The 25,939-nt window shown below is 72.6% G+C and carries 11 protein-coding genes; 8 read left to right on the top strand and 3 right to left on the bottom strand.

The window, feature by feature from the left end; translation table 11 throughout:
- The first annotated feature begins 606 nt into the window (after positions 1-606).
- The 7 genes from M8542_RS10330 (at position 607) to M8542_RS10305 (ending at position 7,801) form a co-directional block, all read left to right on the top strand.
- Positions 607-4,755: a polymorphic toxin-type HINT domain-containing protein gene (locus tag M8542_RS10330; RefSeq protein WP_257920184.1), complete on the top strand. Its 4,149-nt coding sequence runs from the start codon at positions 607-609 to the stop codon at positions 4,753-4,755.
- Between the two features lie 13 nt (positions 4,756-4,768).
- Positions 4,769-5,125, top strand: coding sequence for a hypothetical protein (locus M8542_RS10325; protein ID WP_257919840.1), 357 nt, complete (start codon positions 4,769-4,771; stop codon positions 5,123-5,125).
- A gap of 78 nt (positions 5,126-5,203) precedes the next feature.
- The gene (locus M8542_RS10320) at positions 5,204-5,824 is read left to right on the top strand and encodes a hypothetical protein (protein ID WP_257919839.1); all 621 of its coding nucleotides are present in this window, start codon (positions 5,204-5,206) and stop codon (positions 5,822-5,824) included.
- A gap of 408 nt (positions 5,825-6,232) precedes the next feature.
- Entirely contained in the window at positions 6,233-6,463 is a 231-nt protein-coding gene (locus tag M8542_RS10315; RefSeq protein WP_257919838.1) for a hypothetical protein, read from the top strand.
- A gap of 48 nt (positions 6,464-6,511) precedes the next feature.
- Entirely contained in the window at positions 6,512-6,805 is a 294-nt protein-coding gene (locus M8542_RS50610) for a hypothetical protein (protein WP_372508515.1), read from the top strand.
- A gap of 53 nt (positions 6,806-6,858) precedes the next feature.
- Entirely contained in the window at positions 6,859-7,335 is a 477-nt protein-coding gene (locus M8542_RS10310) for a hypothetical protein (RefSeq protein WP_257919837.1), read from the top strand.
- Positions 7,336-7,423: 88 nt separating this feature from the next.
- Positions 7,424-7,801 (top strand): hypothetical protein, encoded by a 378-nt coding sequence (locus M8542_RS10305; protein WP_257919836.1) that lies wholly within the window; start codon positions 7,424-7,426, stop codon positions 7,799-7,801.
- On the opposite strand, the gene M8542_RS10300 is transcribed toward M8542_RS10305, so the two are convergent.
- A complete protein-coding gene (locus tag M8542_RS10300) occupies positions 7,787-9,004 on the bottom strand; it encodes an amidohydrolase family protein (RefSeq protein WP_257919835.1) in 1,218 nt (405 codons plus the stop codon). The two genes, M8542_RS10305 and M8542_RS10300, sit on opposite strands and share 15 nt — an antisense overlap.
- An 89-nt stretch (positions 9,005-9,093) precedes the next feature.
- On the opposite strand from M8542_RS10300, the gene M8542_RS10295 reads away from it, so the two are divergent.
- On the top strand, positions 9,094-9,543 hold the full coding sequence (locus M8542_RS10295; protein WP_257919834.1) for a MarR family winged helix-turn-helix transcriptional regulator: 450 nt from the start codon (positions 9,094-9,096) through the stop codon (positions 9,541-9,543).
- A gap of 22 nt (positions 9,544-9,565) precedes the next feature.
- Here the strand turns inward: M8542_RS10295 and M8542_RS10290 are convergent, their stop codons facing one another.
- Entirely contained in the window at positions 9,566-22,063 is a 12,498-nt protein-coding gene (locus M8542_RS10290; protein ID WP_257919833.1) for a type I polyketide synthase, read from the bottom strand.
- Positions 22,063-25,938 (bottom strand): type I polyketide synthase, encoded by a 3,876-nt coding sequence (locus M8542_RS10285; RefSeq protein WP_257919832.1) that lies wholly within the window; start codon positions 25,936-25,938, stop codon positions 22,063-22,065. Before M8542_RS10285 ends, M8542_RS10290 begins: the two co-directional genes overlap by 1 nt.
- Between the last annotated feature and the right edge of the window lies 1 nt (position 25,939).

Below are 25,939 nucleotides of genomic sequence, written 5' to 3'. Positions count from 1 at the left end.
ACTTGGCCGTCGCCGCGGATTTCGAAGACCGCGGGCACTTTCAGCGAAAGCTGCGCGGTGTTCGCGAGGGCTTTGAAGCAGATGACTTTGTTCGGCGTGCCGACCGAGTTATCGGTTGTGCGTACGCGGATCAGACCGATGTTTCCGTCGGGCGGGGTTGTGCAGTCCGCGAAACCAGGTGGCCATCGCCCGATATCAGGGTGACTCCGTAGTCCGTCTGAATGTCGGCCGCTCCGGGGTAGGTGAAGTCTTCCACCGGTGGGGTCTGCTGGTCCGCTGCCGTGGCCCCCGCGGCGGCAGGAGCTACCGTGCCGATCAGTGTTGTGGCCACGAGCGTGGCGATGATGCCCGGCAAGGTCTTGATAGACGTTCTCATCGGTGTCCGATCTGTCCGGTAAGGGCGTATCTCCCCGGTACGCACCGCGAGGCATATCGGAAAAAGCGAAGCGTTCTTTACCGAAAATAATAGTGATCTACGTCATATTCTGCGCCTGGTAGCCGGATGGATAGCGTGTATGCACAACCGTCTCGCAAGCGGTTTCGTTGGGGGTTTGCCTACGCCATTCGGCGGAATGTGTGCTGGTTCGAATGAGGGGGAACTGGGTGATGTTCGCGCGCCGAGAATCCGGCCGGGCGGCCTTCGGGCTGCTTCTGTTGGTCGTCGCATTATTCGCGGGAATGCTGACCGCGCCGGCCGCGCTCGCTGATACCGGCCCGCCGGACACCCCGGCCCTGCCGATGACCGACCGGGATCGTGTCGTGCAGCTGTGGCGGCTGGGCGGCTCCACGGTGAAAGCCGACGCGGCCGCGGCGCTGGTCGGAACCGACGCCGACATCACGGCATTCCTGAACGTCAAGCTGCCGCAGGACCGCAAGGTCGACGACCGGATCAGCGTGAACCGGATCCTCGCCTCGGGCGGCCCGACCGTCAAGACCGCCGCTCAGCAGGCTCTCGACGCGACCGACGACGCGGCGATCTCCACGTTCCTGGCCTCGGGCTGGAAATTGCCCTCGAGCCAGGACCGGCGGATCCGGGTCGATCAGATGCTCGCCGTCGGCGGACCTGAAATGCAGAAGGCCGCGCAGGCGGCGTTGGACGCCGACACTGACGACGCGCTGCAGGACTTCCTCGACACCGGGTGGAAACAACCCTATGCACTCGATCAGCGGATCCGGGTGGATCAGGCTCTGGCCACCGGGGGACCCGAGACTCGCGCGGCGGCGCAGCGCGCTCTCGATGCCGACACGACCGAGGCCTACGCCCAGTTCCTCAACCACGACCGTGAGATCGCCGAAGCACGCGACCTCGAAACCTCGACCATCGCCCAGCTAGCCGGAGCAGCCAAGGACGCCGGCGAAGAAGCGGCACGGGAAACCCAGGCGTCCAAGGACGCCTCGGCACGGGCGGTGACAGAGGCGCAGCTGGCCAAGCAGGCCGCCGAAGCCGCGGCGACCGCGAGCGCGAACGCGCACAACGACGCGAACGCCGCCACCGCCGCAGCGGTGGCGGCCGCTGACGCCGCGGACAAGGCCGCCTCGGCCGCTCGGGAAGCGGTCGGCGCCGCGAACGCCGCCAGCGTCGCCGCCCGCGTCGCCTCCGGTGCCGCCACCCGCGCCGCGACCGCGGCGACCAAGGCGGGACAGGCCGCGTCCCAGGCCTACAACTCCGCCTCCGCCGCAGCAACCGACGCGAAGAACGCCGACACCGCCCGCCAGGCCGCTGAAACCGCGCGAGACGCCGCGCAAGGCGCGCGTGACGCAGCCGCTGCCGCCCGATCCGCCGGCGACGCCGTCATCGCGGCCAAGAACGCGATCTCCGCGGCCGGTTCGGCCGGCACCAACGCCGCCGCCGCGGCCCGCGCCGCCGAAGCTGCCAGCAAGAACTCCTCGGTCGCGAGGGCCGAGGCCACCAAGGCACGCCAGGCCGCGGCCAGCGCAGCTGCGAACGCCGCCCGCGCGACCCGCGCCGCCCAGGCCGCGAGCGCGTTCGCCGACACTGCCGCCACTGCCGCCTACGCCGCCCAGGCCGCCGCGGAACGAGCCGCCCGCGACGCCGACGCCGCCGCGGCAGCCGCACTCGACGCCGCCAACCACGCCCACAACGCCACCGAGGCCGCCACCCTCGCCACCACTCACGCCAACGCGGCGACCCAGGCAGCCCAAGCCGCGATCAACGCCGCCACCCAGGCCAAGACCGTCTACGACGCCGCCCGCACCGCTGATGCTGCTCGCCTGGCCGCCGAAACCGAACGTGACGACGAACTTGCCCTGCATCTCGGCGCCGCAGCCGACCAGGTGTCCGTCGCCGACCGCTGGAACAAGACCCAGAACGATCTCCGCACCGCCGAGACCAACCGGCTGATCACCGAAGCCACCGCCGCCGGCACCGACCCCGCCCTCGCGCTGGCCGACGCGCGCAAGGCCGCCCTGGCCCTGGCTACCAGCGGCGGCCCGTGGACCCAGGCTGCCGCCCAGACAGCGCTCGCCAGCCCCGACGTCGTCGCGATCGACTTCATCCGCACCGGCCTCGCCCTCGCCGCCGGCCAGGACGACCGCGTCACCCTGGCCAACCTCGCCCGGACCGGGACCGACGGATTCAAGGCTGCCGCCGATGCAGCGCTCGCCGGCAGCGACGCCGACGTCCAAGCCTTCCTGCACAGCCAGGACTACCCCAACCGTGAACTCGACGACCGGATCGCCGTCGACCGCATCCTCGCCGACGCACAGCAGGCAGGGAACTTCGCGACCCAGGCCGCAGCACAGCGGGCACTGGACGCCGACACCGACCAAGCCCTGCGCCAGTTCCTCGACGCCGACAAGACCACCTCCGCGATCCTGGACGACCGGATCAAGGCCAACCAGATTCTCGCCGCCGACACCAGCGGACCACAGCTGAAGGCCGCGGCACAGATCGCGCTCGACGGCACCCCGGCCATGGTCCGCGACTTCCTCGTCTCCGGGCAGTACTCGGCAGCGCAGCAGGACCAGGACAGCGCCGCTCACGACGCTCAGGTCTCCGGCTACCTCGCCCAAGCAATGCAGACTGCCCAGAGCGCAGCCCAGAGCGCAGACTTGGCCCAGAAGGTCGCCGCCACCGCACGCGGCGCCGCCGCCGAGGCCGCCGGCTACGCACAGCAAGCCGAAACCGACCGGCAGCAAGCTGCGGCCAGCGCCCAGCAGGCACACGAGTCCGCCTTGGCAGCCCAGGATGCCGCCACCCGGGCGGCGCGTTCGGCAGCGACCGCCAACACCGCCGCCGTAAACGCTCAGAAGTCATCGCGCAGTGCCGCGATGTCGGCAGCTTGGGCGAACTCGTCGGCGAACTTCGCCGCACGCATGGCCTCGGATGCCTACGGCTCCGCCCGCGACGCGTTCAAGAGCGCCCTGGCAGCTGGGGACAGCGTTGAGAAGGCGAAGACGGCGGCGAACGACGCGGTGTCTGCAGCGCTGGCCACGGTCAAGCGTAAGCAGGAGGAAGCGAACGGGATCCTGCTGCTGCACTGCAAGAGCCTGCCCGGCGGCATCGGTTATGACGAGTGTATCCAGTTCGCGCAGATGTCCGACGCCGACAAGGCGATGCGCGTCCTGAGCAACGACTGGCTCTGCCGGCACACCGAGAACATGGGACGCGGGTTCCAGCAGCAATGCTTTGCCGCCGAGACGAGCCCCACCTTCGCCACCGACCTGGCTTTCACGGCGGCCGCGCAGGCGCTCAACGAACTCGGCGCAATCTATGGCGCACTGGCGACGACGGAGACCGCGTTGCTCGCCGGCACGCTGTGCGCGGCGTTCGAACCCTGTGGGCTCCTGGCTGCGTCGATCGTCCCGGAAGGGACGGCATTCACCTCGTGGATGGCCATCGCCACCGGAGATGCCCTCGTCGCCAGCAGAGTCGGCGGACTCCTCGAGAATGAACTGGTCGAGCAGCGGGCTTCGGGGCCGAACTTCCTCAACGAGTTCGGCAAACCCTTCACCGCATGTACGCCGAATAGCTTCACCGGCGACACCCCGGTACTTCTCGCCGGTGGCGGGACGAAACCGATCAAGAACGTCGTTGTCGGCGACTGGGTGCTGGCGGCGGATGCGCACGACGGTCGGCCGGTGCCCGAGCCGGTCACTCGGCTGATCACAGGCGAGGGGCAGAAGAGCCTCGTCAACGTCGTAGTGAGAGCGCGAGACTCGGTAACGCGGATCGAGGCGACGTCGAACCACCCGTTCTGGGTTCAGAACCTTGTCAGATGGGTCGAAGCAAAGGACCTCCGGCGTGGGGATCACTTGCGAACACCGACCGGCGAGGCCGTTGTCGGTTCTGATGTCCATGAACACGAAGAACAAACCAAAGTCTACAATCTCACGGTCGCCAACCTTCATACGTACTTCGTCGGCTCCAAGATGGATTCCGCGCTCGTTCACAACGCCGACTGTGTAATCGACCCGCGAAAGCTCGACTACCTGTTCAACGTGAACATCAAAGCGGATGACCATAATTCCGCGCGCGCCCAGCAAAACATGATGGAACTGCTCAAGATCGGAATCAAGGATACATCCGAGATGCGAGCCTATATTGCCGAGGAGCTCCGAGCGGCCCCGGCTCGCGGATTCGACCATACGTACACCAACGAGTTCGGCGAATTCGGTGTTGCTTATTCCGTGCTCTACGGACCCTACGGGATACGCAGCGTCGAAAGCTCCTGGCAGATCCTGCCCGACGGAACCTACCGGTTCTCATCTGCTATCTTCAGGCATCGAAAGTAGTGAAGGGTGGGATATGACGTTTCGCGAGCTTGTGGTGCCGAGTGCGCTAGAGGTACTTGAGATCATCGGAGTGGAGCCCTTGGTGCCCGAGTCGGGCTCTAGTGTGCAGGTGCTCGTTTTCGATGTCGACGACGATAATTCGGTCAGCTTCTCCTATGATGTGGTCGGGAGATCGGTAAGGATTCTCTGGAAATCTGGAAAAAGGGTCGCTCTCGAATTGTTTCGAGAGGGTGCTGTTCTCATTAGGTTCCATCAGGGCGAGGATGCAACTTCAATCGAAGTCGATTTTGAAACGGACTCCCTGGCTGGAACGATGGAGCTGAAGGTGCTCCCTGAAGTGCAAATCAAGGACAAATTGCTCTTCGTCTAGATCGATGACATCTGAGCTTGTGGTTCACGCGGATCGGCGTCGACCCCATGGACGGAAGATCAAACTGAGGGGGGAACCATGGTTGCACCAGAACACGATCCCGAGCTCTTCGACGAGCTGATGCAAGCGGAACTCCGTAGTCAACCGGTGAGCCGCTACGCGATCGCGACGCTCGTGACGGGTTTACTCGGCGGGCTGATCGCCCCGGTGTTCGCCGCCGTGGCGGTGGTCCGGATTCGGAAGCAGCGGCAGCGCGGCTGGGTCTTGGTGATCTGCGGCTTGGTGGCTTTCGCGGGGTGGATGGGCGTCATCGGGTACAAGATCGGCACCGGGACGGCGTGGTGGCAGCAGCAAGCACGTCAGGAACAGTTGCCGGAGGGGGTAGCTCACGGCCTCGACCTCGCCGTGGGCGATTGTTTCTGGTCCCCGGCGGTTTCGAGCGGCGGGGACGTGCTGCGAGCACCGTGCGCCACTCGGCACACCGCCGAGGCGTTCGAAGTGCTCCCGCTGGCCGAGGGCTCGATGCCGGACATCGGCGAGTCCTACCAGCACACCCTGTCCCGGTGCGAGGCCGACGCCCGCCAGATACCCGGTGCCCGCGTGCAGGTCGTGACACCGACGTCGGCGAGCTGGAACGAGGGCAAGCACCGTGCAGTCTGCTATTACCGCTTCGCGAGTGAGAAGACCGGGCCCGCGTGATGAACAGGTCCAGACACGGAACTCCGAGCCAACAGCACGAGCCTGTCCGGTACTACTGGAGGCGTGGACGTTACCCGGTGCGGAGACTTTGGTGACAGCATCACGGTGACGAGCATGCGCCATCTTCTTGACTTCGACATGATCAGCCGCAGCGAGTCCGGCGCTTGCGGCCCGTTGCATGTTCGACCTTCATTGTGACCAGCAGTGATGCGACTGGGTCGGCTCGAGTTGAAGCGCCGGCACGGTCGCTCGCTCACAGCGGCTGCCCGCCAGCGTCATCGGCGCGGCTTTCTCATGGCATGCGTCTCGCCGAGCGCCGCGCGCAGAGTGGCTGAAAAGAGGTCTGCCCAGCTCGAAGTAGCGGTGCCCTCCTCGCTGACATCGTCTCGTTGAGGCGAGGAGAACTGCATGCCCGTGATTATCGGGATGGAACCGCATAAGCGTTCGGCGACAGTCGAGGTGATCACCGATCTCGGTGAGGTGGTCACGCTCGGGAAATTCGGCGCTGACAAGAAGACCAAGGCGGCGGACAAAGATCTCCGCGAGATGGTGATCGCCCGCCGAAGCACTCTGCTCGACCTGCATGGCATCGGACCGTCTGGCGTCGCGCGGCTGCTGGCTGACGTCGGCGACATCTAACGGTTCAGCACCCGGGGTCGACTCGCCTCCTGGAACGGCACCGCGCAGTTGGACGCGTCGTCCGGTGAACAGCAATGGCACCTCCCGTCCCACGCCGGTAATCGCGGAATCAACCGGACACTGCACATCATGGGAGTCGTCCAATTCCGTAACCCCACCGCTGGCCGCATGGATTTCGACTCGAAGAAAGCGGCGGGCAAGGAGGCGGCAGGCCTGGGAGGGCATTCCGGGACGACTCTGCAATCCAGCGTGACCGGTCTGATCCCGGACACCGGCTCTTCGGAGAAGTCACAACCCGAACCTGCCACCAGGTGGCCTGCCGCTGCCAGAGCCACCTCTTGACATAAAGGGGAGTCATGAGAGTGCGTTTGTGGAAGGTGGGGTTTACTCTTCCGGTGGCCGGAACTTCGTTCAGCGTCTTGACGCCGAGCCCCGCCGAGCGTGCGGAGCGGGTGGTGATCGCGGAGATGGCAGCCGAAGGCATGATCCGCAACGCGGCCGATCCGCGGTACTGGCACTCCGCTGACCGACTTCCCTACGGCTACTCCCTCTACCAGCCCGACCACGAAATCGACCCGGCAGAGGTCGGGCTCGTCGAGCAGGTGGCCGGCACGACCATGCGCTGCGACATCGGACTGCACGTCTTCGTCAGCGATCCGGCGGGCCGGCCCGTGCTGGGCCGGTTGGCGCAGCGGGTCGCCGAGCGAACGGATGGCTGGGTGTTCGTCGAATTCCGTACGCGCCCTTCTGCGGACCTGCTCGACGGCCTGGAAAGAACCGGCCGCTGCATCCGCGTCGGGGACTACGTCTACCTCGACGCCTCGGCGATGGCGACGTGGTGCGCCCGCCCGGCGTTCCACGTCGTCAAGTAGACGTCCGTACCCCGCCACGCGAACACGGTGCGCATGGCTGGGCGGCGCGGGGGTGTCGGGTGTCCGAGGCGCTCCCCGGAAGGACCTGATGACGAGCTTCAACCGTCCCGCCCGCCTCAACCGCTTCCTGCTCGGCCTGTTCGGGCTCGCGCTGCTGGCGGCCGGGGCGTTCGCGGTGGCGACGCACTTCGGCCTGCTGCGGCTGGTCGACCCGGACGCGCCGCTGGTGCCGGGCACGGACCTGCCTCCCACCTGGGTGCGGTACGCGGCCGCGCCGACGCTCGTCCTGGTCGTCACCGTCGGTCAGGACGGTGATCCGGCGGCGATCCGGGAACGGCTGGACACCCAGGGCCTGCCCCGGCTGCGCGAAGCCCTCGAGGAAATCCCGGTCCGGGTCGAGTTCCGCTTCAGCGCCGCGACCGCGCCGCCGGCGCGCTGGCGGCCGCCGCGGTCAGGACTCCGCTAGCCGGGTGCCGCGCCGCCAGATTGCCCGTGTGTTGAGCGTGTCGCCGATGTTCTCGGTGGGGTCGCCGTCGACTAGCAGCAGGTCGGCGCGGAGGCCTTCGGCGATTCGGCCCCGGTCGCCTAGGCCGAAGCGGCGGGCGGTGGTCGCCGTCGCGGCTCGTAGTGCTCGGCTCGGTGTCAGGCCCGCGGCGACGAGGTACTGCAGCTCGTGGTGCAGGCTGGCGCCGTGGGCCAGGCCGCCGAAGAACGTTTCCGGCAGGGAAGCGTCGGTGCCGGCCAGCACGTCGACACCCGCCTCGGCCAGTGCCCGCACCGTTTCGAGGACGTCGTCGAGCTTGCCTTGCGGGTAGCGGTCGTAGCTGGACCGCAGGGTCTTCTCCCACCGGTCGTCGAGGCGGCGGGCGACCCGGGGGTCGTCGGCGAGGACGTCGCCGGTGATGCCCATCATCGACGCGTCGAGGCAGACGCACGGGACGACGAACATGTCCGCCTCGGCGATCACGTCCACGATTTCCGTGGTGTGTGGCCGGTCCATGAACACGTGGACGACGCCGTCGACGCCGGCCTCGGCGGCCATCCGGGTCGCCTCGAGGGTCAGGGTGTGCGCGACCGTGAGGGCGCCGTGCTTCCGGGCTTCGGCCACTCCCGCGTCGAGGGTGGCCTGGTCGAGCACGGGCAGCCCGGGGTGCCCTTCGACGCTCCCGTCGTCGATCATGAACTTGATGTAGTCGGAGCCGCGCGCCAGCAACCGGGGAACGTGGGCGGCCACCTCTTCCGGACTGGTGGAGAACGGCATCAGGGGCATGACCGCGGGCAGGTCGCCGGCCGGCCGGAAGCCTTCGGGCATGAGCTCGCTGGGATGACCGCCGGGTGGCGTGATGGCGAAGCCGGACGACCGGACGTCGGCGACCGTGTCGTCCTCGGTGATGTGACCCCGGTTTTCGCGGGTGTTCATGCCCTGCATCTCCAGTTCGGTGGTGACGCCGAACCGGAGAGCCAGCGCCAGGGTGCCGGGACCGGAGTGGACGTGCGCGTCGATCAGTCCGGGCAGCAGGGTCGCACCGCGGCCGTCGACGAGATCGGCGCCCTCGGGCGCTTCGCCGCCGATCCGGCGGATCTTCCGCCCGTCGAGGACGACGGTCTGCACCCCCAGCGGCTTCTCCCCGTCGAAGACCCGGGCGCCGGTGATGGCGGTGGTGGCCATGGCGGCCTCGCTTTCTCTCGCAGTTACATACCTAATGCTATGCACTTTACAGTTGGTATGCAAATGCGCGGGGTACTACGATCCGCGGGGTGAACAGCTCCGCCGACGATCGCCTGCTGGACCAGATCGGCCCGGCTCTGTCCCGGTTGCGCCGGCGCACCCCGGCGTCGAGCCGCGATGTGTCCCGCAACCTCGTGCTGAACGTCGTCGCGGACGCGCCGGGCGAGATGACCGTCGGGGGGCTCGCCGCGGAAATGGGCGTGGCGCAGCCGGTGGCCAGCCGCACGGTTGCGGCGTGCATCGCCGACGGCCTGCTGCGGCGCGCGGCGTCCCAGGCCGACGGCCGCCGGACCGTGCTGGAGCTCACCGAGCGGGGCGAAGCCGAGCGGGCGCGGTTCGCCGCCGAGCAGCGCGAGGCGTTCGAGGACATCACGGCCGCGTGGTCGCCGGAGGAGCGCGTCCGGTTCGCGCGGCTCCTGGTCAGGTACACCTCCGACGCCGGCGACTGGTCGCGGCGGCAGGCGTCGAAGGAGCGGTGACCAGCGCGGGGAGCCTCGACCCTCAGGCGTGCTCGTCGGCGGCTCCCAGCACGGCGTCGATGAGTCCGTACATCTCCTCATCGGAAGCGACGGCGAGATCAGCGGAGAGTCCTCCGGTGCCGCGGAAGCGGTGAAGCAATCCCTCCAACGCCGCCGTTATCTCCTCGCGCGCTTCCGTGGTCGTGCTCAGGACTTCCTCCAGATCGCGCAACCGGTCGAGGACCGGACGACTGGACGGCGCCCGCAAGCCCTCCGCCAAATGATCGGCCAGCTCGGCCGGTGAAGGATGGTCGTAGACGACCGTTGCCGGGAGGCGCAGGCCGGTGTCCGCGCTCAACCGGTTGCGCAACTGGATCGTGGCCAGGGAATCCAGGCCCAGCTGCTTCACCGGCTCGTCCGGTGGGACCTCCGCCGCCGGGTGGCCGGAGACCGCCGCGATGTGGGTTACCACCCGGTCGAGCAGGAACTCCCGGAGGTCCTCGGCCGGTAGGGCGAGTACCTCCGGTGGCAGGAACTCGGGGTCCTCGCCTGCTGTCAGGTCGGCGAGCAGGCCGTGGGGACGTCGAGGGAAGCCGTGCCAGTCGATCTCCGCTATTGCCGTGCAGCCCGGTTCGCAGCGCTCCAACGCTTCCAGTGCCACCCGGGGCGCCATTGCCGCGAGTGGGGATCGGTCCGCCACCGACGCGAACATACCGGGACCTGCCCACGGGCCCCACGCCACCGACGTGGCGGGCAGGCCCAGGTCGCGCCGGTGCCGGGCGAGGGCGTCCAAGGCTGCGTTGGCGGCAGCGTAGGCAGCCTGGCCGGCCGAGCCGACCACCCCGGCCAGCGACGAGAACAACACGAAATGCTCGAGTGGCAGGGAGCGGGTCAGCTCGTGCAGGTGCCAAGCGGCACCGGCCTTGGGCGCCCAGACATCTGCCATCCGCGAAGGCGTAAGTGCCGAAGCGGGAGCGTCGTCGAGGACGCCCGCCGCGTGCACCACCGCGGTCAGTGGGGTGGGCGCCGAAGCCAGTAGGCGGGCCAGGGCCTCCCGGTCGGCGACGTCGCAGGCGGCGATCCGGACGTCCACGCCCTGGGCGGTCAGCTCGGCGTGCAGCTCCGCCGCGCCCGGCGTGTCTGCGCCGCGGCGGCCGGCGAGCAGCAAGTGGCTCGCGCCGCGATGGGCCAGCCAGCGGGCGACCTGGGCGCCCAGACCGCCCAGACCGCCGGTCACCAGGACGGTCCCGCGTGGGCGCCACGGCTGTGGTGGCCGGGCCGGTGCGTGGCGCAGGCGCGGGACCAGGACGTCGTCGCCGCGGATGGCCAGCTCGTTTTCGCCACCAGGGGCCAGCAGCACGTCGGCCACCTTGGCCCAGCACTCCTGCTCGGGTAGGTCGAGCAGGCCGCCCCAGATGTGCGGGGTCTCCAGTGCGATCGTGCGGCCCAGTCCCCACACCGCCGCCTGTGCGGGGCGGTGGATCGCGTCGGTGGGGCCGGTCGAGACCGCGCCCCGGGTCAGGGTCCAGACCGGTGCGTCCAGGCCCGCGGCGTCGACCGTGTTGAGGAGGTCGAGGGTGGCGGTCGCCGCCTGGGGCAGCCCGCCCTCGGTGCGGTCGTCCAGTGCGCGCAGCGAGACGATTCCGGCCGGTGTTCCTTCGTACTCCCGCGGATCGGTGCAGTGCCGCACCTTCGCGCCGCGGGCGGTCAGGGCCTCGTGCAGACCGGCGGCGTCGGCTTCGGCGACGATCAACCAGGTCCCGCCGGACGCCGTTCCGTCCGGGACGGGGTGCCGCTGCCAGGCGACGTCGTAGCGCACCGGGTCCAGCGGTGGCTGCTCGACATCGCGCAACCAGTAGCGCTCGCGCTGGAAGGCGTATGGCGGCAGGTCGACCAGGGTGCCGCCGGCGGTCAGCGGGGACCAGTCGACCGGAACGCCGCGGACGTGCAGGCGCGCCAACGCCGTCAGGAAGCCGTCCGGCTCCGTGTCGCGCAGGCAGGGGATCGGCTCGTCGGCCTCCGGCAGGGCCGCGGACACCAGCGTCGACAGCGTGTGTCCCGGCCCGGCTTCGACGAACGTGCGGACCCCGGCCCGCACGAGCCGGCTCAGCACGTCGCCGAACCGGACCGTGTCACGGGCTTGCCGGATCCAGTACTCCGGCGTGCCCAGCTGCCCGGCGGCGAGTTCCCCGGTGACCGCGGAGACGATCGGCGTGGTGGGCGGGGAGAACGTCAAGCCGGTCAGCACCTCGTGGAACGGCTCGAGGATCTCGTCCAGGTGGTGCGAATGGAACGCGCGGTCGGTGCGCAGCACGGTGCCCCGCAGCCCCCGCGCGCAGTCGTGGACCGCGTGCTCGTCGCCGGAGAGCACCACGGCGGCGGGCCCGTTCACGGCCGCGATCGTCACCTCGTGCTCGCGACCCCGGATCAGCTCCCGCGCCGCCGCTTCGGGGATCGGCAGCGCGATCATCGCCCCGGCGCGTTCGACCCGGCGCATCAACCTGCCCCGGGCGACGACCAGCGCGCAGGCGTCGGCCATCGAGAAGACGCCCGCGGCGTACGCGGCGGTGATCTCCCCGACCGAGTGGCCGGCGAGGAAGTCCGCGCGCACGCCGAAACTCGTCAGCAGGCGGTACAGCGCCGCCTCGACCGCGAAGATCGCGGGCTGCGCGTAGTCGGTGCGGCCGAGCAGTTCGGGTTCCAGGCCGGTGAGCGAGCGGCCGAGCAGGGGCGCCAGCTCGGCGTCGAGTTCGTCGAACGCCCGCGCGTACTCCGGCATGGTTTCGTGGAGCCGTCGGTCCATGGCGGGCCACGCCGTGCCCTGACCGGGGAAGAGGAACGCGGTCGCGACGTCGCCGGAGGTCTGCCCGGTGACGGTGACGTCGCCGAGCAGAACGCCGCGGTGGGCGTGATGAGCGCGCCGGGACAGCGTGTACGCCACGTCCACCGGGTGGGGTGCGCCGGCGACGTGGTCGCGCACCCGGGCGGTCTGCGCGGCCAGCGCGGCGGGCGTCGTCCCCGACACCAGGAGCGGCACGACCGTCGTGGCCGGGCGTTCGGCGGGCTCGGCGGGTTCGGGTTCTTCCAGGATCAGGTGCGCGTTGGTGCCGCTGATCCCGAACGCGCTGACCGCGGCCCGCCGCGGCCGGCCGTTCCGGGGCCAGGGCGTGGGCGCGGTGAGCAAGGTCAGCGGCGTGCCGGCCCAGTCGACGTGCGGGGTGGGGGAGCCCAGGCCGGGTTGCGCCGGGAGCTCGCCGTGGCGCATCGCCAGGATCATCTTCACGATGCCGGTGACCCCCGCGGCGGCCTGGGTGTGCCCGAGGTTGGCCTTGACCGAACCGAGGTAGCAGGGGCGATCCCGCCCGGCGCCGTACGTCGCGGCCAGCGCCTGCGCCTCGATCGGGTCGCCGAGCACGGTGCCCGTGCCGTGCGCCTCGACCGCGTCGACGTCGTCGGCGCTCAGCCCGGCTCCGGCGAGCGTCGACCGGATCAGCCGCTCCTGGGCGTCGCGGCTGGGTGCGGTGAGCCCGTTGGAGGGCCCGTCCTGGTTGACGCCGGTGCCGCGGACGACGGCGAGCACCCGGTGGCCGTGCTCGCGGGCCCGCGACAGCGTCTCGAGGACGACGACGGCCGCGCCCTCGCCCCACGCGGTGCCGTCGGCGTCGGCGGAGAACGGTTTGGCGTGCCCGTCGGGGGCCAGCCCGTGCTGCTGGGAGAACTCGACGAACCGGGTGGGCGTGGCCAGCACGGTCGCCCCCGCCACGATCGCGAGGCCGCTCTCGCGCTCACGCAGCGACCGGGCGGCCAGGTGCAGTGCGACCAGCGAGGACGAGCACGCGGTGTCGATGGTCATCGCCGGGCCGTGCAGGCCGAGCAGGTAGGCCAGCCGCCCGGAGGCGACGCTCGGCGTGTTGGCGATCGAGGCCTGCCCGGCCAGGTCGGCGGGGACGTCGTCGACCAGCGAGGTGTAGTCGCCGGCGATCAGCCCGGTGAAGACGCCGGTGTCGGAGCCGCGCAGCGCGTGCGGGTCCAGTCCGGCGTCCTCCAGCGCGTGCCAGGTCGTCTCCAGCAGCACCCGGTGCTGCGGGTCCATGATGAGCGCGTCACGCGGTGAGATGCCGAAGAAGGCCGGGTCGAACGCGGTCGCGTCGCCGAGGAACCCGCCCCGGCGCACGTAGGTCTTCCCCGGTGCCGGGGAAGGCGCGTAGAGCGCTTCGGTGGCCCAGCCGCGGTCGGCGGGGAAGTCGGTGATCACGTCGCGGCCCTCGGCGAGCAGGCGCCACAGCTCGGCGGGGGAGCCGATGCCGGGGTAGCGGCAGGCCATGCCGACGATCACGACCGGGTCATCGGCGTCCGCGACGGGCGGGGCGGCGGGCTCGGCGTCGGCGGGCACCCGGCCGGCCAGGAAGGCGATCAGCGCGGCCGGGGTGGGCCGGTCGAAGACCAGGGTGGCGGGCAGCCGCAGGCCGGTGGCCGCGCTCAGCCGGTTGCGCAGTTCGAGGCCGGTCAGCGAGTCGAAGCCGAGGTCGCGGAAGGCCCGGTCCTCGTCGACGTCGTCGGCCGAGCCGTGGCCGAGCACCGCGGCCACGGTCGAACGGACCAGCTCGGTCAGCGTCCGCGGATCGGGTGCGGTGGCGGCCGGCGCTGTGGCCGTGGGTCCGGCCGCCGGGGCCCGGCCGGTGAACGCGGCCGGGTCGAGCCGGGCCGGGATCAGGTGCGCGACGTCGCGGGCGAGGGCCAGGTCGAACGCCGCGAGGCCCTCTTCGCGGCCGAGCGGGGACAGGCCGCGGCGCGCCAGCCGGGCCCGGCCGGCGGCGCCGAGGTGGCCGGTCATGCCGGTGTCGAGGTCCCAGAGTCCCCAGGACAGCGAGGTCGCCGTCAGCCCGCGGTCCCGGCGGTGCTGGGCGAGGGCGTCGAGGAACGTGTTCGCGGCCGCGTAGTTGGCCTGCCCGGGCGTGCCGATGGTGCCGGCGACCGAGGAGAAGAGCACGAACGCGTCGAGGTCGAGGTGCTCGGTGAGCCGGTGCAGGTGCCACGCGCCGTCGGCCTTGGGGCGCAGCACGGTGTCGAGCCGGGTCGCGTCCAGGGCGTCGAGGGTGCCGTCGTCGAGGACGCCGGCGGCGTGGACGACGGCGGTCAGCGGCCGGTCGAGGGAGCCGAGCAGCGCGGCGACGGCGTCGTGGTCGGCGACGTCGCAGGCGGCGACGCGCACCTGGGCGCCGAGTGCGGTCAGTTCGGCCGCGACCTCGGCGCCGCGACCGCTTCGCCCGGTCAGGACCAGGTGGCGGACGCCGTGCTCGGTGACCAGGTGACGGGCGACGAGCGCGCCGAGGGTGCCGGTGCCGCCGGTGATCAGCACGGTGCCGCCGGGCCGCCACGCCCGGTCTTGCGGGGCAGGGCCGGCGGCCCGGGTCAGGCGCGGGACGAGCAGCCGCGAGCCGCGCAGGGCGACCTCGCGCTCGCCGATGCCGGCCGCGGCGCGCAGTTCCGCCGGCTCGGCGGGGTGGTCGGTGTCGACGAGGACGATCCGGCCGGGGTGCTCGGTTTGCGCGGAACGGACCAGGCCGCGGACTGCCGACTGGGCGAGATCGTCGTGCCGGGTGACTACGACCAGGGTTTTGTCTGCGTGGGCCGGGTTGGCCAAGGTGTGGTGCAGCCAGTCGAGGACGCCGCTGGTTGCCGCGCGGATCGCGGTGGGGATGTCGTGGGTGGTCGCGGGGGTGGTGGGGACGCCGTGGGTGGTGGTGGGGACATCGCGGGTGGTTGCGTGGGTGGTGGTGGGGACACCGTTGGTGGTCGCGTGGGTGGTGGGGACGCCGCGGGCGGTCGTGTGGGTGGCGGTGGGCACACCGTGGGCCGTCGCGCGGGTGGGAGTGGGGATGTCGTTGGTGGTCGTGTGGGTGGCGGGGACATCGCGGGTCGTCGCGGGGGTGGTGGCGGGGACACCGCCAGCCGCCTCGCGCACCGCGACGGCCGGAAAGCTGTCCGGGCAGACGTGCGTGACGATCTCGGCCGGTTCGCCGGCCGGCACCTCCGACCACTCCACCCGCCAGAGCAGCCGCTCGGCCGAGCCGCGCCGCACCGGGCGCAGCGTGAGTGCGTCGACCGAAATCACCGGGCGGCCACCGAAGTCGTTGGCGTGCAAGCTGATCACGCCGTTGCCCGCGTCGGCGAGGTGTACCCGCAAGCCCGTCGCGCCGGTGGCGTGCAGCGAAACCCCGCCCCACGAGTAGGGCAGGCGGATCTCGTCGTAGCCGGCCACCACGAGCAGCGGGTGCAGCGCCGCGTCGAGCAGTGCGGGGTGCAGCCCGTGCTCGGTGGCGTCGGCGGGCAGCGGCTCCGGGAGGACGACCTCGGCGTACAGGTCGCCGCCCGATCGCCAGAGTGCCCGCAGGCCTCGGAAAGCGGGGCCGTACGCGTAGCCGGTTTCGGCCAGGCGCTCGTAGGCGCCGCCGAGGTCGACCGGCTCGGCGTCCGCTGGCGGCCACGCGAACGGTGCGGCCGGGGCCGCCCCGCCGGTCAGCCAGCCACTCGCGTGCCGGACCCAGGTGCCGTTGTCCTCGGCGTACACAGCGACCGGGCGGCGCGGCTCGGCCGCGGTCCCGCCGACGCTGACCTGGATCCGCGGGTCGACGCCCTCGGCCAGGACCAGCGGCTCGTGCAGCACCAGCTCCTCGAGCCGCGGCACGCCGGCCTGCTGCCCGGCGTGCCGGGCCAGCTCCACGAACGTCGTCCCGGAAAGCAGCACGTCACCGCCGACGCCGTGGTCGGCCAGCCACGGCCTACCGGCCGCCGACAGGACGCCGGTGAGCAGGAGACCCTCGTCGTCGGCCCGCGGTAGCCGGGCCGCGAGCATCGGGTGTTCGCCGGGAAGCAGGCCGAGGGCGCGGGCGCCGGCCGCCGCGGTGTCGGGCCGCAGCCAGAAGCGCTCGGTCTGGAAGGCGTAGGTCGGCAACGCGATCCGCCCGCGGGTGCCCGGCGCGAGGGCCGGTTCCCAACGCACGCCGACGCCGTTCACGAACGCCTCGGCGACCGAGGTGAGCAGCCGGCCGAGGCCGCCGTCGTCGCGGCGCAGCGTGCCGAGCGCGGTGCCGGGCCGGTCGCTCTCGTCGAGGATCTCCTGGACGTCCACGGTCAGCACCGCGCGCGGGCTCACCTCGACGAACGTCCGGTGGCCGGCGGCGTGCAGGGCCCGGATCGCGCCCTCGAACTCGACGGTGTGCCGCAGGTTCCGGAACCAGTACCCGGCGTCGAGACCGGCGGTGTCGACGACCTCGCCAGTGAGCGTCGAGTGGAACGGCACGTCGGACGTGCGTGGCCGGATCCCGGCCAGCTCGGTGCGCAGGGTTTCGCGCAGGCTGTCCACCTGAGCCGAGTGCGACGCGTAGTCCACCGGCAGCCTCGACTGCCGCACGCCTTCGGCCGCGAGCTGCTCGCCGAGCGCGTCGAGGGCGTCCGGGTCGCCGGAGACCACCGTCGAGCGGGGACCGTTGACGGCGGCGACCGAGAGCCGTCCCCGCCACGGCCTCAGGCGCTGCTCGGCGTCGGCGCGGGGGAGTTGGACCGACAGCATGCCGCCGCGACCGGCCAGCGCGCGGATGGCCTTGGCCCGCAGGCAGACCACTCGTGCGCCGTCCGCGAGCGACAGCGCCCCGGCGGCGCACGCCGCCGCGATCTCGCCCTGCGAATGCCCCACCACCGCGGCCGGTTCGACGCCGAAGGAACGCCACACCGCGGCCAGCGACACCATCACCGCCCACAACGCCGGCTGCACGACGTCGACCCGGCGCAGCGCGGCCGCGTCGGCCAGCACGTCCGGCAGCGACCAGTCCACGAACGGCGCCAGCGCCTCCTCGCACTCCCGCATCGACGCCGCGAACACCGGTGAGGACTTCAGCAGCGCCACGGCCATGCCGGGCCACTGGGTCCCCTGGCCGGGGAAGACCAGGACCGGCCGGTGCGACGCCCGCGCGTGTCCAGTGCTCACCCCCGGCGCCGGCTGCCCGCCGGCGAGAGCGTCGAGACTCCGCAGGAGTTCGTCGCGACCGGAGCCGACGACGACCGCGCGGTGCTCGTGTGCCTGGCGGTGCGTCACCAGGGCGCCGGCCAGGTCGGCGAGATCGAGGTCCGGGTCGTCGGCCAGCAGGTCGCGCAGCCGGGCGGCCTGCGCCCGCAGCGCCCGCGGGGAGCGTCCGGACACCACCCAGGGCAGCGCGGCGGGCGGTTCGGGGCGGGGCGCGGGTGGCGGTTCCGGCGCCGGCTCCTCCAGCAGGACGTGCGCGTTGGTGCCGCTGATGCCGAAGGCGGAGACACCCGCGCGGCGCGGCCGGCCGGTCCGCGGCCACGCCGTGGCGGCGTCGAGCAGGCGGACGCCCGAGCCGGCCCAGTCGACGTGCCCGGTCGGGTGGTCCAGGTTCGGCAGCCCCGGCAGGACGCCGTGCCGCAGGGCCTGCACCATCTTGATCACGCCGCCGACGCCGGCCGCCGCCTGCGCGTGGCCGAGGTTCGCCTTGAGCGAGCCGAGCAGCAGCGGTTGCTCGCGGCGCCGGTCCCGCCCGTACGCGGCGATCAGCGAGCGCGCCTCGATGGGGTCGCCGAGCGGGGTGCCCGTGCCGTGCGCCTCGACCGCGTCGACGTCGCCGGGCGCCAGGCCCGCGTCGGTGAGCGCCGCCCGGACGACGTCTTCCTGGGCCGGGCCGCTGGGTGCGGAGAGACCGTTGGAAGCGCCGTCGGAGTTCACCGCGCTGCCACGCACGACCGCCCACACCCGGTGGCCGTGGCGGCGGGCGTCGGAGAGGCGTTCGAGCACGAGCAGGCCGGCGCCTTCGGCCCAGGCGGTGCCGTCCGCCCCGGCGTCGAAGGACTTGCACCGCCCGTCGGGGGCGAGCCCGCGCAGCCGGGAGAACTCCACGAACATCTCCGGCGTGGACATCACCGAGACGCCGCCGGCCAGCGCGAGCGCGCATTCGCCGCGGCGCAGCGACTGGACGGCGAGGTGCAGGGCGACCAGCGAAGACGAGCAGGCCGTGTCCACGGTGACGGCGGGACCACGCAAGCCGAACACGTACGCCAGGCGGCCGGACACGACGGAAGCGGTGTTGCCCGTGACGAGGTGGCCTTCGAGCCCGGCGGGGACGGTGTGCACCCGGGGCGCGTAGTCGTGGTGCATGACGCCCGCGAAGACGGCGGTGCGGCTCTCGCGCACGGTCGCCGGGACGATGCCGGCGTGCTCGAACGCCTCCCAGGCGGTGGTCAGCAGCAGCCGCTGCTGCGGGTCGGTGGTGAGCGCCTCGCGCGGTGAGATGCCGAAGAACCCGGCGTCGAACTCGGCGGCGTCGTGGAGGAAACCGCCCTGGCGGGTCACCGACGAGCCGGGCCGGTCGGGGCTGCCGCCGAACAGGGTGTCGAGGTCCCAGCCACGGTCGGTGGGGAACTCGCCGATCGCGTCGCCGCCCGATTCGGCCAGCCGCCACAGGTCATCGGGTCCGGTGACGCCGCCGGGGAAGCGGCAGGCCATGCCCACGATGACGACCGGATCGTCGGTGTCGGCCGCGGCGAACGGTTCGAGCGCGGTCGCGGGGCTGGCGGCCAGGTGCCGCGCCAGGGCGGCGGGGGTGGGGTGGTCGAAGACTGCGGTGCTGGGCAGGGCGGTGCCGGTGCGGGTGCCGAGGCGGTCCAGCAGTTCCGCGGCCATGAGCGAGTCGAGGCCGAGGTCGGTGAAGGTGCGGTCGGGGTCGACGGCGGTGAGATCGGCGTGGCCGAGCACCTCGGCGACCAGTTCCGCGACGGTGGTTGTGGTCGGGGGTGAGGTCGGTTGGTGGGTCTGTGGTTTGGTGGTCGTGGTTTCCGGCGGCGAGGCGGGTTGGTGGGCTCGCGGTTCGGTGGTTTCTGGGGGTGAGGTCGGTTGATGGGCTTGCGGTTTGACGGTTTCTGGGGGCGAGGCCGGCCGGTCAATCCGCGCTCCCGCCGTGGTCGCTTCTCCCGGAACCGGCGGAGCGGTCAGCCAATGGCGCGAGCGCTGAAAGGGATACGTGGGCAGCCGCGGCCCGGCTCTGCCGCCGAGCACCTCCGGCCACTCCACCGGCACACCGTGCGCGTGCACCGTGCCGAGCGCTCCCAGCAGCGTCTCCGGTTCGGGGCGGCCGGGGCGCAGCACGGCCGTCACCGCCGCGGTCCGGCCGTCGGCGGCCAGGCACTCCCTGGCCGCCGCGGCCAAGCCCGCTCCCGGGCCGACCTCGACGAAGACCTGGGCCTCCAACGTCCGCATCGCGGCCAGGAACCGCACCGGCTCCCGCGCCTGGCGCACCCAGTAACCCGGGTCCGTCAGCTCGGTGCCGACCAGCGCGCCGGTCAGCGTCGACACGATCGGCACCCGCGGCGGGTGCAAGGTGACCGAGGCCAGCACCTCGGCGTAGCGCTCCAGCACCGGGTCCAGGTCTCGCGAGTGCAGGGCACGGCCCACCCGCAACGCCGTGGTCTTGCGGCCCCGCCGGCCGAACTCCTCGGCCGCGTGGGCGAGCGCGTCGGCGTCGCCGGTGAGCACCGTCGCCGCCGGGGCGTTGACCGCGGCCAGGCCGAGCCGGCCGTCGTAGCCGACCAGCAGCTCGACGACCTCCTCCTCCGACGCGCGCACGGCCAGCATCGCGCCGGTCGACGGCAGCGTGTGCATGAGGCGGCCCCGCTCGGCCACCACCGCCGCCGCGTCGGGCAGGTCGAAGACGCCGGCGACGGTCGCGGCGGCCAGCTCGCCGATCGAGTGCCCGGCGAGCGCGGTCGGCGTCACGCCGTAGGCCGTCAGCAAGCGGTGGAGCGCCACTTCCAGCGCGAACAACGCGGGCTGGGTGTACCGCGTCTCGTCCAGCAGCGTCCGGGCGGACACGACCTCGTGCAGCGGCACGTCCAGATGGCCGTCCAGGTGCCGGGCGACCTCGTCGAAAGCGTCCCGGAACACCGCGTGCTCGCGGTACAGCGCCCGGCCCATCCCCGGCCGCTGCCCGCCCTGCCCGGAAAACAGGAACGCCGCCCTGGCCCCAGGCTTGGCGACGCCCCGGGAGATCGCCGGGCCGCCGCGACCGGCCGCGATCCGGTCCAGCCCGGCCAGCAGGTCCGCTTCGCCGGACGCCGTGAGCACCACCCGGTCCTCGAAGGAGGTCCGGCCACCGGCCAGCGCGCGGGCCACCGCGGCCACGTCGGCGCCGGGGCGGTCGGTCAGGTACGCCCGCAGCCGCCTGGCTTGCGCCGCCGTCGCGGCGCCGCTTCGGCCGGAGAGCAGGAAAGCGAGCGCGGCAGGGTGTCCACTGTGGACAGTTGGTGCGACGGGGTGTTCGGCCAGCACCACATGGCAGTTCGTGCCGCCCATCCCGAACGAGCTGACCCCGGCGATCCGCGGCCCCGGCCAGGACGCCGTCTCGGTCACGACCCGCAGGCCCAGCTCGGCGAGGGGGATCCGGGGGTGCGGCGTGGTGAAGTGCAGGGTGGCGGGCAGCTCGCGGTGCGCGATCGCCAGCACCGTCTTGACCAGGCCGCAGACGCCGGCCGCGGCCTCCAGGTGCCCGAGGTTCGTCTTGACCGAGCCGACCGGGAGCGGCCGGGCGCGCCCGGCGCCCAGCACCGCGCCGAGCGCGGCGGCCTCGACCGGGTCGCCGACGGGGGTGCCGGTGCCGTGCAGCTCGACGTAGCCCACGCTCGCCGGGTCGGTTCCGGCGTCGCGGTAGGCGTCGTGCAGCAGCTGGGCTTGGGCTGCTTCGCTGGGCACGGTCAGGCCCGCGCCGCCGCCGTCGTTGTTCAGCGCCGAGCCCTTGACGACGCAGTACACCGGGTCGCCGTCGCGCAGCGCCGCAGCCAGGGGCTTGAGCACGACGACGCCGCCGCCCTCGCCGCGCACGAAACCGTCGGCGCCGGCGTCGAAGGTGCGGCAGCGGCCACCGGGGGACAGGCCGCCGAAGCGGGCCGCGTCCTCGTCGCCCGCCGCGAGGAGGTTGAGGTTCACGCCCCCGGCGAGCGCGACGTCGGACTCGCCCGAACGCAGGCTGCGGCAGGCCAGGTGCACGGCGGCGAGCGAGGCCGACTGTCCGGTGTCGACGGTCAGGCTCGGGCCGCGCAGGCCGAGCGCGTAGGAGACCCGGTTGGCGATCAGGCTGCGCTGCAGGCCGGTGAACGAGTGCTGGGTGGCCGCGCCGAGGTGCTGGGCCAGCCGGGCGTAGTCGTCGCGCATCGCCCCGACGAACACCCCGGTCCGGCCGCCGCGCAGGCTCGCCGGGACGATCCCGGCGTCCTCCAGGGCCTCCCAGCTCAGCTCCAGGGCGAGCCGCTGCTGCGGGTCCATGACCGCCGCTTCCCGCGGAGAAATCCCGAAGAACGCGGCGTCGAAGCCGTCGACCGTGGGCAGGAACGAGCCGAAGCGCGGCCCTCCGGCCCCGCGGTCCGGCGGCGCTTCGGTGACGGCGTCCACCCCGTCGCGCAGCAGCCGCCAGAACTGCTCGGGTCCGTCGGCGCGGGCGAACCGGCAGGCCAGCCCGACGATCGCGATGTCCTCGGGCATCACCGGACCTCGGCCAGCCAGCCGTGGACCGCCCGGGCGGCGGCCTCGGCCTGCTCGGACAGCATGTTCAGGTGGTTGCCGGGCAGCGTCACCACGCGGTCGCAGGGCGGGGCGAACCGGGTCCGCGGCGCGGGCGCGGGCCGGCCGGGCAGCGCGTCGGCCGCGGCGACGTGCAGGATCGGCGTGGCCAGCTCGCCGGGCCGCCAATCGGCGAACAGGCCTTGGTACGCGCCCATCGCGCCGAGCTGGGTGTCCAGGGCGCGGTCGGCGCCCTCCGCGGCGGCGGGCCAGCGGCGGACCTGCTCGCGCATGAACTCGCCGCGGAGCTCGTCGGCACCCGAGGCGTACGGGTAGTAGTCGAAGAGCACGAGCGCGGCGACCGGGGTCCCGGTGGCCTCCAGGTGCGCGGCGAGCTCGTGCGCGAGCCACCCACCCGACGAGTACCCCACCAGCACGACGCGGTCCGGCTCATGGTGCTCCAGCAGGGCACGCACTTGCGCTCGCACCAAGGCTGCCCGGCTGTCCGGCAGCCGCTCGCCCGGCGCGAAGCCCGGCGGCCGCATCATCCACAGTGGACGCGGCTGCGGCAGCGCGGCGGCGAAGAACCCGTACGCGACATCGGTCATCGGGGCGACCGGCGCCGTCGTGCAGACCAAGGCGAGGCCGGTGCCCTCCGCCAGCCGGTACATCGGCGCGGCCGGTTCGGTCGCGAAAGTCGGGCGCAGGCTGCCCGCCACGCGGATCAGCTCCGCGGCCGCGGCGGTGCGGCCCTCGCGGACTCCGGCGAGGTAGAGCGCGGTGAGCGTGTCACCGCCCGCCGGGGCCGCCACGGGCGCGGCGACGGGACCCGCCTCGGCCAGCCGGGTGCCGAGGTACTCGGCGAGGTCGAGGACGGTGGGGTAGTTGAGGACGTCGGCCAGCTGCAGCTCGAGGCCGGTCGCGGCGCTCAGCCGGTTGCGCAGGTCGACCGCGTTGAGCGACTCGAAACCCAGGTCGCGGAAGGTGTCCTCGCGCGGGACGGCCGCGGGCGAGGAGTACCGCAGCACCACCGCGACGTGCCCGGCGATCAGGTCGGCGAGGGCGTCGTCGCGTTCGCCCGGCGCCAGTGAAGCCAAGCGGCGCACCAGATCCGCGGCGGTCTCGGCTGAGGGTTCTTCGCCTGCCTGGCGGCCGTCCATCCGGGGCAGCGCCGAGTTCAGCCAGTACCGGTCGCGTTGGAACGCGTAGCCCGGCAGGTCGATCCGCCGCCCGCCGGCGCCCTCGAGCACGGCCGGCCAGTCGAGCGCGACACCCGAAACGTGGGCCTCGGCCAGTGCGGTCAGCCACCGCACGGGATCGCCTTCGTCACGGCGCAGCGTGCCCAGCGTCGCCACGGAAACCCCGGCCGCGTCGGCCGTTTCGCGGATGGCCGGCAGCAGCACCGGGTGCGGGCTGATCTCGATCAGCTTGTGGTGCCCACCGTCCAGCAGCGTGCTGACCACCCGGTCGAAGCGGACCGGTTCGCGCAGGTTGCGGTACCAGTAGGCGGCGTCCGCGGGGGCGTGCCAGTCGCCGGTGACCCCGGAGACGCAGGGCAGCGCCGCGGCCCCGGCGCGGAGCCCGGACAGACCGTCGAGGAACCGGTCGCGGATCGCCTCCACCTGGGCGGAGTGACCGGCGCAGTCGATCGGGAGCCGCCGGGCCCGCACGCCGCGGCGCTCGCATTCCGCGAGGAGCGCGGTCAGCTCCCCGAGGTCACCGGAGACCACTGTGGACAGTGGGCCGTTGACGGCGGCGACTTCCAGGTTGCGCGACAACAGGTCCCGGGTTTCGTCGGGGGACAGGCGCACCGACGCCATCCCGCCGCGGCCGGCCAGCTCGGTGAACAGCCGGCCGCGCAGTGCGGACACCCGCACGGCGTCGGGCAGCGGCAGCGCGCCGGCCAGCCACGCCGCCGCGATCTCCCCCTGCGAGTGCCCCGCGACGGCGTCGGGCCGCACCCCGCAGGACCGCCACAGCTCGGCCAGCCCCGCCATCATCGCGAACAACGCCGGCTGCACCACGTCGGGCCGCCGCAGCGACGGTGCGCCGTCGTCGCCGCGCAGCACCGCGGCCAGGGACCAACCGGCCACTTCGGACAGTGCGTCGTCGCACGCCGCGATCGTCTCCCGGAACACCCGCGAGGTGCGCAGCAGCTCCCGGCCCATCCCCGGCCACTCACTGCCCTGTCCGGGGAAGACGAACGCGACCCCGCCGGGCGCCCCGGCCTGCCCGGTGACGACCCGCGGCAACGGCGTTCCGCCGGCCAAGGCGTCGAGGGCGGCGAAACCGTCCCCGGGCCCGGTCAGCACGACGGCCCGGTGCGAGTGGTGGGTGCGCCGGGCGAGGACGTGGGCGACGTCGGCCTCGGCCGCCTTCGCACTGTCGAGGTGCTCGCGCAGGCTCCGCGCCTGGGCGGCCAGCGCCGCCGCGCTGGGGGCCGACAGCGTGAGAGGGAGCACCGCCGCGCTGCCGTCCGGCTCGGGCAGGTCGGCTTCGCCGGGGGTGGGCGGCTCCTCCAGGATCAGGTGCGCGTTGGTGCCGCTCATGCCGAACGCGCTGACCGCCATGCGCCGGGGCCGGTCCCCGGTCTCCGGCCAGGGCGTGACGTCGGTGAGGGGACGCAGGCCCGAGCCGGCCCAGTCGACGTGCGGGGTGGGCCGGGAGAACCCGGCGATCGGCGGCAGCAGACCGTGTCGCAGCGCCAGGACCGCCGACACGACGCCGGTGATGCCGGCCGCCGCCTGCGTGTGCCCGAGGCTGCCCTTGGCGGACCCGAGGTACAGCGGTCCTTCGCGGCGGGCGCCGTAGGTCGCCGCGAGCGCCTGGGCTTCGATCGGGTCGCCGAGCGTGGTGCCGGTGCCGTGCGCCTCCACGGCGTCGACACTGTCCGCGGTGAGCCCGGCCCGCTCGAGCGTGTCCCGGATGAGCTGCTCCTGGGCGTGCCGGTTCGGTGCGGTGAGCCCGTTCGACGGCCCGTCGTGGTTGATCCCCGACCCGCGCAGCACGGCCAGCACCCGGTGCCCCCGCTCGCGGGCCCGCGACAGCTTCTCCAAGACGACGACCGCCGCGCCCTCGCCCCACGCCGTGCCGTCGGCGTCGGCGGAGAACGGCTTGACCAGTCCGTCCGGCGCCAGCGCGCGCTGCTGGGAGAACTCGACGAACCGGACCGGGGTGGCGGTGACCGACGCCCCGCCGGCGAGGGCGAGCCCGCACTCGCCGCGGTGCAGGGACTGGATCGCCAGGTGCACGGCGACCAGTGAGGACGAGCAGGCGGTGTCGACGCTCAACGCCGGCCCGTGGACACCGAGCAGGTACGCGATGCGGCCCGAGGCGACGCCGAGCGCGTTGTTGATCGAGATCTGGCCGACCAGGTCGGGCGGGAGCTCGGTCAGGTTGGTCGTGTAGTCGCCGGCCGACACCCCGGCGAACACCCCGGTTTCGGTGCCGCGCAGTGCCGCCGGGTCGATCCCGGCGTCCTCGAGGGCGTGCCAGGCGGTTTCGAGCAGGATCCGGTGCTGCGGGTCCATCACCGTCGCCTCGCGCGGGGCGATCCCGAAGAAGCCCGCGTCGAACCCGGTCGCGGTGTCGAGGAACCCGCCGACGCGGACCGTGCCGGGCGCCGGGCTTTCCCAGCCGCGATCGGCCGGGAACTCGGTCATCACGTGCTTGCCCTGCGAGAGCAGCTCCCACAGCGCGCCGGGGGTGTCGACGCCGCCGGGGTAGCGGCAGGCCAGCCCGACGACCACGACCGGGTCGGCGTCGGGCCGCAGGGCCTCGCGCAGCCGGGCCCGGGTGTCGTACAGCTCGGTGGTGACCCGCTTGAGGTATTCGGCGAGCTTCGTTTCCTGGGACATG

This window comes from Amycolatopsis iheyensis, from assembly GCF_024703995.1.
Classification (GTDB): Bacteria; Actinomycetota; Actinomycetes; order Mycobacteriales; family Pseudonocardiaceae; genus Amycolatopsis; species Amycolatopsis iheyensis.
The sequence above is the reverse complement of the archived record's forward strand: the minus strand, read 5'-3'. Positions and strand labels throughout refer to the sequence as shown.

Coding starts and splice junctions, on each gene's coding strand:
- M8542_RS10315 (WP_257919838.1), top strand. CDS start 6,233: ATGCCCGTGATTATCGGGATGGAACCGCATAAGCGTTCGGCGACAGTC.
- M8542_RS10285 (WP_257919832.1), bottom strand. CDS start 25,938: ATGTCCCAGGAAACGAAGCTCGCCGAATACCTCAAGCGGGTCACCACC.
- M8542_RS10320 (WP_257919839.1), top strand. CDS start 5,204: ATGGTTGCACCAGAACACGATCCCGAGCTCTTCGACGAGCTGATGCAA.
- M8542_RS10290 (WP_257919833.1), bottom strand. CDS start 22,063: ATGCCCGAGGACATCGCGATCGTCGGGCTGGCCTGCCGGTTCGCCCGC.
- M8542_RS10325 (WP_257919840.1), top strand. CDS start 4,769: ATGACGTTTCGCGAGCTTGTGGTGCCGAGTGCGCTAGAGGTACTTGAG.
- M8542_RS10330 (WP_257920184.1), top strand. CDS start 607: ATGTTCGCGCGCCGAGAATCCGGCCGGGCGGCCTTCGGGCTGCTTCTG.
- M8542_RS10305 (WP_257919836.1), top strand. CDS start 7,424: ATGACGAGCTTCAACCGTCCCGCCCGCCTCAACCGCTTCCTGCTCGGC.
- M8542_RS10300 (WP_257919835.1), bottom strand. CDS start 9,004: ATGGCCACCACCGCCATCACCGGCGCCCGGGTCTTCGACGGGGAGAAG.